The sequence below is a fragment of the Chroogloeocystis siderophila 5.2 s.c.1 genome, assembly GCF_001904655.1.
Classification (GTDB): Bacteria; Cyanobacteriota; Cyanobacteriia; order Cyanobacteriales; family Chroococcidiopsidaceae; genus Chroogloeocystis; species Chroogloeocystis siderophila.
On the sequence record NZ_MRCC01000015.1, the window covers coordinates 92,294 to 106,931 of the forward strand.

The 14,638-nt window shown below is 43.0% G+C and carries 17 protein-coding genes; 3 read left to right on the forward strand and 14 right to left on the reverse strand.

Going from position 1 to position 14,638, the window contains the following annotated elements; all coding sequences use genetic code 11:
- Nucleotides 1–292: 292 nt before the first annotated feature.
- Nucleotides 293–775: an RNA recognition motif domain-containing protein gene (locus tag NIES1031_RS17665; protein WP_073550820.1), complete on the reverse strand. Its 483-nt coding sequence runs from the start codon at nucleotides 773–775 to the stop codon at nucleotides 293–295.
- A gap of 591 nt (nucleotides 776–1,366) precedes the next feature.
- A complete protein-coding gene (locus tag NIES1031_RS17670; RefSeq protein WP_073550821.1) occupies nucleotides 1,367–3,475 on the reverse strand; it encodes a zinc metalloprotease HtpX in 2,109 nt (702 codons plus the stop codon).
- Nucleotides 3,476–3,545: 70 nt separating this feature from the next.
- On the opposite strand from NIES1031_RS17670, the gene NIES1031_RS17675 reads away from it, so the two are divergent.
- Nucleotides 3,546–3,881 (forward strand): VOC family protein, encoded by a 336-nt coding sequence (locus tag NIES1031_RS17675; protein WP_330219970.1) that lies wholly within the window; start codon nucleotides 3,546–3,548, stop codon nucleotides 3,879–3,881.
- Nucleotides 3,882–4,036: 155 nt separating this feature from the next.
- On the opposite strand, the gene NIES1031_RS17680 is transcribed toward NIES1031_RS17675, so the two are convergent.
- The 5 genes from NIES1031_RS17680 to NIES1031_RS17700 all read right to left on the reverse strand — a co-directional run bounded on the left by NIES1031_RS17680 (nucleotide 4,037) and on the right by NIES1031_RS17700 (nucleotide 7,682).
- Entirely contained in the window at nucleotides 4,037–4,333 is a 297-nt protein-coding gene (locus tag NIES1031_RS17680; RefSeq protein ID WP_015187652.1) for a hypothetical protein, read from the reverse strand.
- Between the two features lie 24 nt (nucleotides 4,334–4,357).
- Nucleotides 4,358–5,464, reverse strand: a complete 1,107-nt coding sequence (gene bchI / locus NIES1031_RS17685) for a magnesium chelatase ATPase subunit I (RefSeq protein WP_073550823.1) — start codon at nucleotides 5,462–5,464, stop codon at nucleotides 4,358–4,360.
- 156 nt (nucleotides 5,465–5,620) lie between these two features.
- Entirely contained in the window at nucleotides 5,621–5,914 is a 294-nt protein-coding gene (locus NIES1031_RS17690; protein WP_178378169.1) for a type II toxin-antitoxin system PemK/MazF family toxin, read from the reverse strand.
- The gene (locus NIES1031_RS17695; RefSeq protein ID WP_236738886.1) at nucleotides 5,904–6,122 is read right to left on the reverse strand and encodes an AbrB/MazE/SpoVT family DNA-binding domain-containing protein; all 219 of its coding nucleotides are present in this window, start codon (nucleotides 6,120–6,122) and stop codon (nucleotides 5,904–5,906) included. The genes NIES1031_RS17690 and NIES1031_RS17695 overlap by 11 nt, the downstream gene beginning before the upstream one ends.
- Nucleotides 6,123–6,170: 48 nt before the next feature.
- Nucleotides 6,171–7,682: a hydroxysqualene dehydroxylase gene (locus NIES1031_RS17700; RefSeq protein WP_073550826.1), complete on the reverse strand. Its 1,512-nt coding sequence runs from the start codon at nucleotides 7,680–7,682 to the stop codon at nucleotides 6,171–6,173.
- 298 nt (nucleotides 7,683–7,980) lie between these two features.
- Here NIES1031_RS17700 and NIES1031_RS17705 point away from each other — a divergent pair, with 298 nt between their 5' ends.
- Together NIES1031_RS17705 and NIES1031_RS17710 are read left to right on the forward strand one after the other, a co-directional pair.
- The gene (locus NIES1031_RS17705; protein ID WP_236738891.1) at nucleotides 7,981–8,391 is read left to right on the forward strand and encodes a (2Fe-2S) ferredoxin domain-containing protein; all 411 of its coding nucleotides are present in this window, start codon (nucleotides 7,981–7,983) and stop codon (nucleotides 8,389–8,391) included.
- 301 nt (nucleotides 8,392–8,692) lie between these two features.
- Complete coding sequence (locus NIES1031_RS17710; RefSeq protein WP_073550827.1) at nucleotides 8,693–9,340, forward strand: response regulator transcription factor; 648 nt, start codon at nucleotides 8,693–8,695, stop codon at nucleotides 9,338–9,340.
- Nucleotides 9,341–9,378: 38 nt separating this feature from the next.
- On the opposite strand, the gene NIES1031_RS17715 is transcribed toward NIES1031_RS17710, so the two are convergent.
- The 7 genes from NIES1031_RS17715 to asnS form a co-directional block, all read right to left on the reverse strand.
- Nucleotides 9,379–9,618: an NIL domain-containing protein gene (locus NIES1031_RS17715; protein ID WP_073550828.1), complete on the reverse strand. Its 240-nt coding sequence runs from the start codon at nucleotides 9,616–9,618 to the stop codon at nucleotides 9,379–9,381.
- Between the two features lie 9 nt (nucleotides 9,619–9,627).
- The gene (cysW, locus tag NIES1031_RS17720; protein ID WP_073550829.1) at nucleotides 9,628–10,500 is read right to left on the reverse strand and encodes a sulfate ABC transporter permease subunit CysW; all 873 of its coding nucleotides are present in this window, start codon (nucleotides 10,498–10,500) and stop codon (nucleotides 9,628–9,630) included.
- Complete coding sequence (gene cysT, locus NIES1031_RS17725; RefSeq protein WP_073550859.1) at nucleotides 10,490–11,335, reverse strand: sulfate ABC transporter permease subunit CysT; 846 nt, start codon at nucleotides 11,333–11,335, stop codon at nucleotides 10,490–10,492. The genes cysW and cysT overlap by 11 nt, the downstream gene beginning before the upstream one ends.
- Before the next feature lie 91 nt (nucleotides 11,336–11,426).
- Nucleotides 11,427–12,485 (reverse strand): sulfate ABC transporter substrate-binding protein, encoded by a 1,059-nt coding sequence (locus tag NIES1031_RS17730; RefSeq protein WP_073550830.1) that lies wholly within the window; start codon nucleotides 12,483–12,485, stop codon nucleotides 11,427–11,429.
- 241 nt (nucleotides 12,486–12,726) lie between these two features.
- Nucleotides 12,727–12,897, reverse strand: coding sequence for a DUF6887 family protein (locus NIES1031_RS24460; protein ID WP_236738887.1), 171 nt, complete (start codon nucleotides 12,895–12,897; stop codon nucleotides 12,727–12,729).
- 24 nt (nucleotides 12,898–12,921) lie between these two features.
- On the reverse strand, nucleotides 12,922–13,074 hold the full coding sequence (locus NIES1031_RS26410; RefSeq protein ID WP_407919505.1) for a DUF6888 family protein: 153 nt from the start codon (nucleotides 13,072–13,074) through the stop codon (nucleotides 12,922–12,924).
- A gap of 53 nt (nucleotides 13,075–13,127) precedes the next feature.
- Nucleotides 13,128–14,516: an asparagine--tRNA ligase gene (asnS, locus tag NIES1031_RS17740; protein WP_218596844.1), complete on the reverse strand. Its 1,389-nt coding sequence runs from the start codon at nucleotides 14,514–14,516 to the stop codon at nucleotides 13,128–13,130.
- Nucleotides 14,517–14,638: the final 122 nt, after the last annotated feature.

Genomic DNA, 14,638 nt, shown 5'->3' on the forward strand with positions numbered 1-14,638 from the left:
CACGTTGACTCGTCTCTAGCATAGAGTTTTTATAAAAGCACTTAAACTATCATCTTGAGTTCTTCACGAAATTACTGTGAGTGAAACGAAAGGTTCAAGGATCATTCCACCGCATTGCCAATTTTATGCCGAACAGTGATCTAAGAGCCAGTGCTAGTCATTTCATCGATAACTGCTGTCATGCTTCAAGCACTGGCTACGTTTAGTTTCATATAGCAGCACAAGCAAAAGGATCTAAAGCGTAAGCCTAATAGTTTTGGATACCGCTAATTCCTTATTACCCTGACAAAATTTATCCATTACTTGTTTGTGCAGATAACATTTGCTTGAGTTTTTCAAGTTCAGACGCCCAACGCGGATCGGGTTGAATCGTATCAGAAGTATTAGACGACTGGTTACTCGTATTGTTGCTGCGACGTGATTTTTTGTTGCTACGACGATTTGAGGGTTTTTCCTGATTTCCTTCTTCTTGATTGTTGACAGCACTATTTGAGCTAGATTGCTCCTCGTCCTCTTGACCCTTCGAACGGGGTAGCGCTTTCTCAATTTTGAGAGGAGTGTCTTTGAACATATAACCATTGAATTTTTCAATGATTTGATCAGCCTGTTCGTCGCTGTTAACTGTTACAAAACCAAAACCACGACATTTACCAGTTTTTCGATCTTTGATAACTTTGGTAGTAACTGAATCACCAGCTTCTGCAAAAACTGCTTGCAGTTCTTGACGTTCTAACTCTTCTTTCGGCAAATTGCCAATATATAGACGAACTGACATAGGAAGATACCTCCGGACTTGGGTGCGAATAGAATTGGTAACAAAACTGTTTACATGAGGAAGGCTAGATACCTACTGGAATTGACGCACATTGCAACAAACCAATTTTTCACTTTGATAATTGCCAACCTTTAGAATATAGTTCTTTGCCTAACTCAAGGCTATAGTTTTTTGTAACTTATCTGCTAATTAACCGGCTTCTAGGTATATATTCCGCCAGTTACCAGCTGTTTTGCTACGTGTAATGCTTTTGAGTTGCTGGAACATTAACACCATTCTTTACAGTATCACGGCTTTTGCTATACCAGCACCTAAAAATAAACATTTCAGCCCTTAGCAACATTTTTAACTCGGTAACAGCAGTGTTATCCCTCTGTAGCGAGGGATTTTGTACCTTTTGAGGATGAGAAATAAAAACCAGCCGTGGGCTGGTTAAGCTGCTGTGTTGGAACAAGGAAAAGATAACCTTAGATTGAGCTTTGTTAGGCAATTGAACTAAGCTTGTCAGCGGTCATTTACCTAAAAATAACTTTTACTCTAGTGTTAAATAATGTAACACAAGCCAATTAGTTTTTGCAATGTTTCTTTACATTAGGTAGTATTGCCTTGCCAAATAATATAAGTTCCCCAAATAGCAGTTGCACAAGCTAAGAGTGTCGACCAGACTTGATGACTACTACGTCCAATGCTGCTTTGCGTACGCCAACTATCAACGTCCAACCATAGCGCAGCACCACGACGGTACCAACCAATAATGATCATATCTTGACCAATCAGCTTCTCAATCGCGTACGCCTGGTTGTTGAAAAATTGACGGATTCCTATCAGCAGTGATTGGTGATGTAGTCGAATTAAACTAGTGTTTGATTTCAAAATCAAATCTTGTGCTAGCCAATTACTAATGCCATAGCGTCCTAGAAGCTTACCTTGAGTGCGTGTGGGTTTGCTATCTAAAGGTAGTGTATTGGGATTAGCTAAGAATTTGCCAAGATCTAGAGACTCTAAATTAGAAACTTTAATGTCTGGAAAAAAAGCATTGAGGCGAATAAACGTGCCAAGACTAAAGCCGATTGGTAAAGAGCCTAAAATTAAAGACCAGTCACCATACATCCATGCTAGTTGCGGTATTCTTAACCAAATTCCAATTCCACCGATAAGCCAAGCTAGACAGCCAAACATTAAACCGAGGATAGTACCTAAAAATGGCGCAATCTGTAGCAAGAACGTTAGGCGAGAAGTAAAAGCTTTGATTTGGGGATTGAGTAATGCTAATTCTGGCTCCAAGCGCCAATTTTGAGCAATCTGCGCAAGACGTTGTAAGCGATCGCCCACAAGTGGATGAGTTTGAAGAAGATTGAACCAATAGCGGTAAGGATTGTAACAGTCCCAAGCTAGGACAGATTCAAGGTCAGTTGGTGTTTGACAACAGCTCAGTGTCAGTGCTTGCGTGCGATCGAGGGGAAGGAGTAATTGCCAACTTTCTAATAGCCAACTCGTACATTCTTGCTGGCGAATGTCTGTAGCAATACCTTGAGCAATTTTGAGTAAAGCACGAGTTAAGCCATTCGGATGACCAGTCATTTCGGCTGCTAGGCGATCGCTGTAGTAAATTCGCACCTGTGATAGCCAAAGCACAGGAAGGCAAAGAAGATACCAAACGATATAAGCAATATTAGCGATAACCCCAGCAATTAACTGTAAGTAAGAATAAGAAGTTTTGTTACCCCATCGCGATACCTGGGAATAGACGAGATATGGTAATTGCGTCACAACCATAATGAGAGACATCACCGCAAAATCTTTGTGGGTAACATGTCCTAGCTGAGTTGCATAAATCGTCGCAATTTCATTCGCTGCTAATTGTTCGAGAAGTCCTTGAGTGACGACAAGACGAGCATTTCTTGGTAAGTTACCGTAGCTGAGAGCGAGTGGTACTGATATTGGCAGGAGTTTGAGTTGTGGCGATCGCCAGTTTTGCCGCTGATAGTAGCGTTTGAGTAATTGGCAAGCTTCTGGGCTATAGGTTGCTAGTGTATCAAAGGATAATGGTTGTAAGTTATCGAATCGTAGAAATCCATCAAGTAACCAGGGAGCGAAACTGACAAATAGAAGCAGTGTGACGAGAACAAACTGTGTCGGATCGCGGTAAAAAAGTTGAATCGGTTCTAAATATGGCAGGTTGACTAAAACGTCATTCGTGACGCGCATAAATAATCGTAACAACTCGCGGATGAGCCAAAAAAAAGCGATCGCCGATCCTGCTTGTAGCAACCACAATGGTAGTAAATTGATCTTTGGCAACCGTTGCAGTTTTTTTAATCGTTTGGCACGCTGTCCTATGAGAGGTAGCGTGTGGGCAACTGGCGCTGGCGTACTTGTACAATTGGATAAGTGATCGGTATTCTGTTGAGTTTCTGTTGTTAGTTTAGGCTCGACAGAGCGTTTTAATTCATTAAGATGACGTAATGCCCACGCTTGAATTTGCGGATCGTGATGTTGTATCAAAGTTTCACACAGCGCGATCGCGCGTTCATCTCCAACATTTTTGTAGGCGATGACTAAACCCATCTGTACTTTCACAAGCGTTGCGGGATCGCCTGGCGTTTGATACGCGGCTTCAAGTTGTGCGATCGCTTTGTCGTAATCTCCTTGATTTAAAGCTGTTAATCCAGCTACCACAGATGAGTTGGGAGAAGCCATGATCTTAATTGTGTCAAATTGATTAAATTTTGATTTTATGGATTTCTCTTGTAGCAGCGCGTTTGTAACATTGGCAGCTAATGATTTAGAAAAGTTAGTTCTTTTCTACAGTAATTTACTAAATCTGACACCACAGCAGTACACTCCAAATCGTTATGCTGAGTTCAAGTTACCAGGTTTGCGATTAGGTATTTTTCGACCAAAACAATCACATGAAGCTGAGTTTAAGAACTCTAGTAGCGCAATGAGTTTGTGTTTAGAAGTCAATCACCTAGAAAATGCTATTGCACGTCTTACTCATCTAGGCTACCCACCACCAGGGGAAATAATAACAGCTTCTCATGGCAAAGAAATTTATGCCTACGATTCAGAAGGCAATCGCTTAATCTTGCATCAGTCGAGCTAATGTCAATTTAATAGAAAAGGCTTAACAGTCAGTAACCGTAGCTACTGGGGTTGATAGACTACTATTGCTTTTGCATTAGTCCACGCAGGTGGACTTCTTATTTTAAGCCGCGACTTCAGTCGCTAGGCGGCGTCCCCAGCGATTCCTGTCACCATTTAAAAATAGTGAATCACATCTGCTAACCCGTAGACACTAATAATCAGCATCAGAACTGCGGTGACTTGAGTTGCACGGATGTATGGTGAAGGTGCGATCGCTTCACGAATCAAAATTGAGATTGATGAGCCAATCACAAAACTGAGACTTAACACTAAATAAGGCCAGAATGGTGAAATACTCCAAACTGCTAATAAGGCTAGCGCTATCCACAGCATCACAAGTTCCACAAAGCGAGGTGGGTTGTACTGACTCGATAAAATTAAAGTATTTAGCCAAAAGCGCCAAATTGCCATTTTGTCCCTACCAACAAAAGATCATTAGCGACGTCCACTCATTTGAGCAGTACCGTTTGATTGAGCCGCTTCCGTGGTATCTTCGATTCCAAATACGCGATTGAAAGCTTTTTCTACTTTGTAGCCAGAATCAATTGTTTCCAATGGATCTTTGCGCAAGCGATGGCGCAGACACAAAGTAATGACGCGACGAATATCATCAACGGTGACTTCGGTACGTCCTTCAAAGGCGGCTAAAGCTTTTGCAGCACGGTTTGTGACAATATCACCGCGCAAGCCATCAACATCAAGTTCCGAGCAGACTTCTGAAATATTAACTCTTAGGTCGTAATCGATATTGACTGAAGGTAAAAGTGCTTGAGCTTGAGTTAATTTTTGTTGCAATTCTTGCTGCTGGGGTTGATATTTTTCTAAGAACTGCTGCGGATTTTGGTCAAATTCGGCTCGTTGTTCGACGATTTGGACACGTAATGCAGGTTCTTTGACGGTGTGAATTTCTGCGTGCATTCCAAAGCGATCAAGAAGTTGCGGACGCAGTTCACCTTCTTCAGGGTTTCCCGAACCAACTAAAACAAAACGTGCAGGGTGACGAATCGAAATTCCTTCGCGTTCTACCGTATTCCAACCACCTGCTGCGGAGTCGAGAAGGACGTCTACTAAATGATCGTCGAGGAGGTTAACTTCATCAACGTAGAGAATGCCGCGATTTGCTTTAGCAAGGAGTCCTGGTTCAAAGGCTTTGACGCCTTCAGAGAGTGCTTTTTCAATGTCGATCGTGCCGCACACGCGGTCTTCGGTCGCACCCAAGGGCAAATCAACCATCGGCACCTTTTTGTGCACGACAGGAATTTCGATTTGCTGTTCGAGTTGCTGCCTAACAGCGTCACTCATCAGTTCTGGATCGCGCGGATCGCTGTTAAACGGGTCATCTGCAACAACTTCAATTTCTGGAAGCAAATCAGCTAATGCCCGAATTGTTGTTGATTTACCAGTACCGCGATCGCCCATGATCATGACACCACCAATTTTAGGGTCAATCACGTTCAACAATAAGGCAAGTTTCATTTCTTCCTGACCAACAATGGCAGTGAAGGGAAAAACGCGGCGGGTAGCTTGGGCAGTTGAACTCACAGAAGATTACCTGAAAATGTCGGTACACCGTTTCTCATTGTGCCATAGTATGAGGGTTTAGGGGTGAGGAGTGAGGGGTAGAAAAATTGAGCGAGTTTAGTCAATGCTTGTCAAGCGGTCGCAAAAAGTAGTTGCAGTGCTTTTTGGACTGCTAATTTATTCGGTTTGAGCCAAAATACCGATTTGTTTTACAACTATTGAGTTATCTAGGGTGAACAACTTCATTCTTACTACAGAAATTGCTTTAAGCCCAGTACTTGCCAAGTCAGCGATTGCAACATCGAGTACCCATGGAGAATGACTTGCGGTAGTAATCATTGCCATTACGCTTCTATTGGAAGGAGTATTGAAAATTTCATTACTCAACACAAGTGCTGGACGTCTTTTTGTCGCGGAAATATCAGTAAAGGGAAACGGTACGACGACAACATCAAACTGGCTATAGGTCACTATAGGCTTCCTCGTCTGCGGCTGATTCCCACTCGCCTAGAGTTTCTGCTACAGCATTCAGATAATTCCAATCAAGCGATGGCACTTTTTTTAATATCACTTGCCCTGACTCAATTTCAAACGCTACACAATCACCTTGCGCAATTTTCAGTACTTTTCTGACCTCTTGAGGAATCGTTGCTTGATATTTTTTTGTCACTCTAGACACGAGTGATTTTCGTCTAGCCATAAAATAAAACGGTATTACTTGAGTTGACTAAGGCAACCAAAGGTCTGGGAGTAAGTTTTGAGTTAGGTGGCGTAGGGTGTAGTTGAGCGATCGCCCAAGCTGAATGTGTGCTTCATCAGGTTCCACAGGAATAATTGTGGTTGGAGTACCGCGTCCAAAACGCGAAATTACTAAATTAGCTGCTTCTAACCCTGTAACATAGGCTTTTTCCTGCGACCAAGAACCGTGACGATTAATAATCCAGTCGCCGCACATAAATACATTTGTGATACTTGTGGTTGCAGGCAGCATATATCGATAGCTACCAGGCGCAAAATGCGTGACAGCGCGTGGTAGACGAATCACATTACTGTCGATAATTTTTGCTGTGCCAAACGCAGGAATACATGTTGCTAAGTCACGTTGAACTAAAGAGACGATTTCAGCATCGCTTAAAGGCAAAAACTGATTGGCGTGGTAAAAGTCAGCTTCAACAACTGTACCAGGTGCATTGCGGTACTCATCATGCAGCGCGTTTAAATCGAAAAATGTCCAGCCTGTTGTTGCATTAAACCCAAAACACGCATTCGACGGGCGAGGAATATCAATTTTGCGGTCAAACCATAACCTCGTCGCTAAAACATCAATTGCACCTAGATTCATGACATCGCGGAATTCTTGGCGGCTTTGCAGCAAGGGGCTACTGCTAATAATCTTTTGCATTCCACTGATTCCTACCGCGAAGATGACTGCATCAGCCGTAAAAACTTGCTCTCCACAAACAACACCTGTAGCTTGACCTTTATCATCAAGAATCAAATCGCTAACTCGCTGATTTGCTACCAACTTGCCACCAGCTTGTTCGATCTGCTTTACCCAAGGTTGAAAAATCATTTCGCCGACGGTTCCGCGACACCAAACGACATCAAAATTTGGTTGATGCGCCAGGATAAAGTAATACAGCATTCCTAAAGTTGCCGCAGCAGAACACTGTTCGCCAGGGGCAAATAAACCAACCAAGAGCATCGGTTCAAAGGAATCGCGATATAAACGTGCGGAAACACCAAAACTTTTAAATAACTCTCTGGCGGTCACAGAATCGTAGCGTTGCCATGCTGCATCAGAGTTATCAAAATCAATTACAGCATACAGTAGCGGTAAAGCACTCAGGCGATCAACCAGCGGTAAACGCTGAAACTGCGTGTACAAAAATGTTCCTAGTGGCGAAGGAAGTCGCGGTAAATCTTGAAAAATCGGCGATACGACTTCTAATCCGGCTGGGGAATATTGCGAGGAACGCGTAAACGGCGTAAAAGGATTGATGTTTAATTCGCGTGCGAGGGAAAAGATATTACTGTAGGGATACCAAAAGCCGTGAATTCCCGCTTCTACCGAACGCCCTGCGGCTTGCCAACCTGCGACTAGCCCACCAGGATAGGGACTTGCTTCTAAAAGCGTGACATCGTAGCCTTGCTTTGCTAAATAATAAGTTGCTCCTAACCCAGCCCAACCAGCACCGACGACAATGATTTTGGGAGAGGGTTGTGATGTTGATTGCATATTCGGTCGTGGGTAATTGGTAATTAATTGGTAATTGGGAGCTAGGGCGTTGCGGAGGGGAATTGGTAGTAAGACGAGTTGGCACGGTTGTAATTAGATCATAATTCTTATCTCACCTGCACTTTGCTTTGTCGCTAGGCATTTTCATAGCCTTAAAGCTGCAAAATAATTATGCTTAAATTGGGAAACCCATACGAGAAGTAGAGTTGGTGATACCGTGATAGATTCAGCAGCGACCGATTTGACAACCACAGATACAGCTACAGATACCGTAGGGGAAACTTGCACGTCGCAAGACTTGGAGGGGTTGAATGCTTGCGTTCAAAGTTTAGGATTACCACAGATCCAGCGGCACATATTTATTTGTGCTGACCAGACGCTTGCGCAGTGCTGTTCTAAAGAAGCTAGTTTAGAATCTTGGGACTATCTCAAAAAGCGCTTGAAACAGTTAAAACTGGATAAACCGACGGCGACGCGTCCGAGTTGTATCTTTCGCACGAAAGCAAATTGTTTGCGGGTTTGCACTCAAGGACCTATTTTAGTCGTCTATCCTGATGGGGTATGGTATCGACAAGCAACTCCAGAAGTGATTGAGCGCATTATCCTGGAGCATATTATTGGCAATCGAGTTGTTGAGGAATATGCATTTTTAACGCATCCTTTACCTGAACCTGCTGCAATGATTGAGGATAGTGTGGCGGTTGAATAGCGATCGCTACCGATATTAGTCAACTTTGACCAAAACTAAGATAATTGCTAACTGGATACGAACAATTCCTGCGAATGCAGATATAATATCGCGTTAGATATACTTCAAAATTTTCGTACCATTGTTAATATCTCACTACCTCTATTCTCGGTTACAGCTTGCCAACCCTCTCAAAAAACATAATGTTAATATACTTCAACCAGAAAATAATATTATTAACACCATGCCAACAAGCAGAAAATATTGTAGAAAAGATTATTGATAAATACCTTTAGCTCAATTGTAGTGAGTAGCAGACATCATGAAAGAAACTACTGCCAAAGACAACAAGCGACTACTCCTGATTGACGATGACCCGAACTTGATTTTGCTCGTCAAAGATTATTTAGAATTTCGCGGTTATGAAGTAATCACCGCAGAAAATGGACGCGCAGCCCTGCAAATTTTAGAGCAGGAAGTTCCAGATATGATTATCTGCGACGTGATGATGCCAGAAATGGATGGCTACACGTTTGTCAATAACGTCCGCCAAGATGAGCGTATTAGCTGGATTCCAGTTCTTTTTCTTTCAGCTAAAGGTCAAAGTCAAGATCGAGTTAAAGGTCTGAATACTGGTGCTGATGTTTACATGGTCAAGCCCTTTGAACCAGAAGAACTCGTCGCACAGGTGGAAGCATCGCTAAAACAGGCATATCGCCGCACGCAGCAAACAAATAACGGTAGTGAAATTGCACCTAAAATTCAAGTTCCTTTTGACGTTCACCTAACTCAAACCGAGCTAAAGGTTGTGCAGTTTGTTGCTAGAGGTTTAGCAAACCGCGACATTGCTGAGGAACTGAATGTTAGTCAGCGGACGGTGGAAAGTCATGTTTCTAATATGTTGGGTAAAACAGGATTGCACAACCGAACCGAACTAGCACGCTGGGCGATCGAAAATCAGATGGCGTAGTTAATTACTGGGCAATTAACTGAGCATAAAGTTATGATCTACTCCTTTTTAAGATAAATCAAGGCATTTTGAATTTGCTGGCTGGTTTCTCGTAGTTCTAACTCAAACCAGCCATCATCACGTCCATTTGGGCTAAGTAACGCCGCAGCAATGTTGACGGTAAGACGATGCTGAGAAATCAGATGCGAAATGACTGGTTCTTCGTGCAGCTGCTTAGGAATACGAATTTTGATTTGGGCTTTGGTAGGTCGATTTTCAGCTTGGCTAGAAATTGCCATTTCAATTACCTATTCCACTTCTTTGATGCTAGTTTTGCGCTCTAAAATTTCTTTAAGTACCAAAGTCACCAATGCTAAACAAGCAAGTAATACTGATGCAGCAAATGCCGCTTGAGATTCATACTGTTTGTAAGCTTCTTCAACGTACAGTGGCAGTGTTTGTGTTTTACGGATAATATTGCCTGAAACGACAGACACAGCACCAAATTCGCCCATAACTCTGGCATTCGTTAGAATCACACCGTACAGTAGTCCCCAACGAATATTAGGGAGTGTGACGCGCCAAAATATCTGCCAATCTTTTGCGCCCAAGGTTTTAGCAGCTTCTTCTTGGTCTGTACCAGCTTCTTCTAGAACAGGAATGACTTCTCTTGCTACGAATGGCATAGTAATAAAAGCACTGGCAATAATCATCGCGGGGAGTGCAAAAATAATTCTGATATTCAGCGCTTCCAGTGTTGGTCCTAACCAACCACTTCTGCCGTAGAGTAATACCACCATCAAACCTGCGACAACAGGAGAAACGGCAAATGGTAAGTCTATAATGCTAATGACTAAAGCGCGACCAGGGAATTTGTGCCGTGTGATTGCCCAAGCTGCACACAAACCAAAGATAGTGTTAATGGGTACAACAATTAAAGCAATCAGGACTGTTAGTCTAATCGCATTGATAAATGCTGGATCAGAAAAGTTGTGAAAGAAAGGTCCTACTCCACTTCGGAAAGCTTGGACGAAAACGTTAAGTGCAGGCAAAAATAGGACTAAGCTAAGGTAAATAACTGCAATGCCAATTAATGCAATTCTTACCCAGGGGGCTTCTCGTGTTTGAGAACCTGCTTTGTTTTGGGCAACTATATCACCACTTAAGGCATTAGACCTCATAGCGTCTCCTCCAAGCTTGTAACAAATTGATCCCCACCAGAATGAGGAGCGAAATTAGCAATAAAACAGTGCCAATAACAGTTGCACCTGCATAGTCGTATTGTTCTAAACGCTGGAAAATTAGTACAGATGCGATTAAATCTTTGAATGCAATATTAGAAGCAATAATCACAATCGAGCCGTATTCTCCTACAGCACGAGAAAAGCCTAAGGCGACACCTGTTAATAAAGCTGGTAACAATGGCGGTAGAACAACACGCCAAAAGGTTTGAATTCGAGAAGCACCTAAACTCCATGCAGCTTCTTCGACATCGATATCCAATTCTTGTAAAACAGGCTGTAGCGATCGCACGACAAACGGTAAAGAGATAAACAGCATTGCTACACCGACGCCTAATCGTGTAAACGCGACTCTAATGCCTAAAGGCGCAAGTAAAGAACCAATCCAACCGGTTTCACTATAAACCGATACTAAGGTTAATCCAGCAACTGCTGTTGGTAAAGCAAAAGGTAAATCTATCGCTGCATCAATAAATCGTTTTAGAGGAAAATTGTAGCGTACTAAAACCCAAGCAATTAAAGTCCCAAATACGGCGTTCACGGAAGCTGCGATAATTGCCGTAACAAAGGTGACATCATAGGCTGAAAGCGCTACGGGACTTGTCGCGATTTGCCAAAATTCCGCTGGTGATACCGTCGCTGCCCTCAAGAATAACGCCGCAACTGGTAAAAGCAGCATAAATGTCATGTAGGTGATCGTAATCCGCCAAGGCCATGACAAGTAAAATCGTGGGTTATTGCGCACCGGAACTGGGCGCGTGGAAGATACAGCCATAAATTGAATGTGGTTAGAGTTGATGTATGCGCGGTTTAATGTTGCCGTGTTTGCTGCTATGGAAGCAAAGTGATCGCCTTCGGTAGCACTATTACCTTGTTGCCAAACTTGCCTGAATCTTGTCAAATTCAGCACCATCTTCAAAAAACTGCCGTTGTACTGTATTCCAGCCTCCGAGATCTTGCACTGTAAACAGTGTTTCAATCTTGGGATATTTGTTAGCAAATTCTTGTTCTACTGTAGGGTCAACCGGTCGAAATCCTACTTTGGCAAACTCGCGTTGCGCCGCAGGAGTAAATAGAAATTGAACAAAGGCTTCTGCTACTTCGCGATTGCCGTGTCGGTCAACGTTTCTATCGACTACCGCAATCGGATTATCAATCGAAATATTGACTTTTGGTACTATATATGGTAACTTTTCACCACGTTGCGCTGCTAATATGACTTCGTTTTCGTAATTAATTAAAGCATCGCCTTCTTCTTGATTGAAAAAGACATCACTTGCTTCGCGTGCGTCTCGCGGTAGCACAGGAGCGTTCTGATAAACTTCGCGAGTAAAGTTTAAAGCTTGCTCGTCGCTGCCTCCAGTTTCTTTGATTGCGCCCCACAACGCTAAAAAGTTCCACCGCGCCCCACCAGAAGTTTTTGGATTAGCTGTAATGACTCTGACGTTATTTTTAGTTAAATCCGACCAAGTTTGAATACCATGAGGATTGCCTTCACGAGTTACTATCGCGGCTACAGATTTATGCACGATCGCGTTGTTCGGTGCTTCGTTTTCCCATCCTGGTTGAATTAAGCCTGCTTTTTCAACTTTTTTCATGTCCAGCGCTAATGCTAACGCGACGACATCGGCATCCAATCCATCTACTACCGCACGCGTTTGCGCGCCAGAACCACCGTAACTTTCGTTAAATAGCACATTCTGGTTATGTTGCTGTTTCCACATCGCCGTAAACTGCGGGATAATTTCTTTGTACGCGGCTTTTGTCACAGCGTAGGAAACAAGTGTTATTTCTACATCGCGATTCTGCGCACTCGAAGGCGCGCACGATGCGATCGCAACGCTCAAACCAACTCCTACGAGAAAGAGAGACACAAACTTCTTCCAGGATGCTCTCAACCCTAGAATATTTCGCCACAGCCCCATGTAACGCTCTCCTTTAAACTCCGGTTATTCGGTCGGGATACCGGATTTAATTCCCTGGAAGTCGATTATACACAGCAAATAGGAGAAAAGCAACGAAACTTAGCAAGTGCGATCGCTGAGTTTTTGTAAGTAAAGTTCGGTTTAGGGTTAAGCTTTTTGGTAAGGAACAATTCAGTTTTGTTAAGGCTTCTAAGTAAGAAACTGTCTCTGGGCGATCGCGCAAGTCATTGTTTGAAGAAGACTATGTTTCCGGTTCGCCCTGAATTTTGCGGCGAAAAGCTTCTTCCATAATTTTGATCCCTGCTTCATCTAAAGGGGCTGGATACTTTTTGGCATTAGGATCTCGCCGATTTACAAATAACTCGTGAATTGCTTCATTGTCATTGCGATGCTCCTTGACATAATCTCGCAACTCTGCTAAGACATAGCTTTAAAATCAGGTTTCATTAAAAAACTCCCAATTACCGTCACGCCTTACAATTACCTGGATATTGTCTGCTGTAAGAATGAATACTTCTCCTGTTCTTTCATCAAATCGGAACAAAACGATATTCCGCAACAAACTGGAAAGCATCTGACATACGCGCAAATAAGCAAAAGCTTAATCTACAGTCGATTGAATGTGATTTACCTCCTACTATGTTAAAATTCTGCACTTAATGGCGATCGCGGGAACGGAATCACATCGCGGATATTGCCCATACCTGTCATGAATTGCACTAAGCGCTCAAATCCTAAGCCAAAACCTGCGTGAGGAACTGTACCATAACGGCGTAAATCTAAATACCACCACAAATCAGCAGGATTCATTCCTTGAGCTTGAATTCTCTGTTCTAATACGTCTAAGCGTTCTTCCCGCTGCGAACCGCCGACGATTTCGCCAATTTTGGGCGCAAGGATATCCATCGCTGCAACGGTTTTTTCATCGTCGTTGAGCCGCATATAGAATGCTTTAATCTCGACAGGATAGTCAGAGACAATAACGGGTTTTTTAAATAAGTGTTCGGCTAGATAACGCTCGTGTTCTGATTGTAAATCTAAACCCCACTTGACAGGATACTCAAATTGTGCGTTAGATTTTTCTAAAAGTGCGATCGCTTCGGTGTAAGTAATGCGCTCAAACTCTTTGTGAATAATATTTTCAGCCGTTGCAATGACAGAGTTATCAATCCGCTGATTGAAGAACTCCATATCTTCAGGGCAAGTTTCCAGCACATACCTAAAAATATGCTTGAGAAATGCTTCAGCTAAATCCATATTTCCCTGAAGATCGCAAAATGCCATTTCAGGCTCAATCATCCAAAATTCGGCTAAATGGCGCGATGTGTTAGAGTTTTCGGCGCGAAAAGTGGGACCAAATGTGTAAACATTACTAAATGCCATTGCCATGACTTCGGCTTCGAGTTGCCCACTGACGGTGAGATACGCCTTGCCACCAAAAAAATCTTTGCTAAAATCAACTTCTTGGGTTTCTGTACGCGGGATATCTTTGAAATCAAAGCCTGTAACGGTAAATAATTCTCCCGCACCTTCGCAATCGTTGCGCGTGATAATTGGCGTATGTACCCACAAAAAGCCGCGTTCTTGAAAAAATTGATGCACAGCAGTTGCACAAGCATTGCGCACGCGAAAAACGGCACCCAAAGAATTGGTACGCGATCGCAAATGTCCAATTGTGCGTAAAAATTCAAACGAATGACGTTTCTTTTGTAGTGGGTATGTTTCGGGATCAGCTTCCCCGTAGACTTTCACGCTTTGCGCTTGTACTTCAATTCGCTGTCCTTTACCTTGCGACGCGACGAGTTTTCCGGTAACTTCAACGGAAGATCCCGTATTAGCTTGCTTTAAAAGTGACTCGTATTCTGGCAGTTCAGCATTGAGTACAACTTGCAGATTCGCGAGTGATGAACCATCGTTCACTTCAATAAAAGCAAATCCTTTCAAATCGCGTTTTGTCCGTACCCAACCTTGAATCGTCACAGACTCATCTGGTTGACCGTGGCGCAAAATATCAATAATTCGTCGTTTCATGATCGCAAGTAGGGAGTGGAAAGTGAAGCTTATTGTGCAGTAAAAGCAGGAAAGGAGGGGGAGAATTTAATGAGTAGTTGCTATTGACTAATTGCTAGCCACTCTTGACACGAGTCACTAGG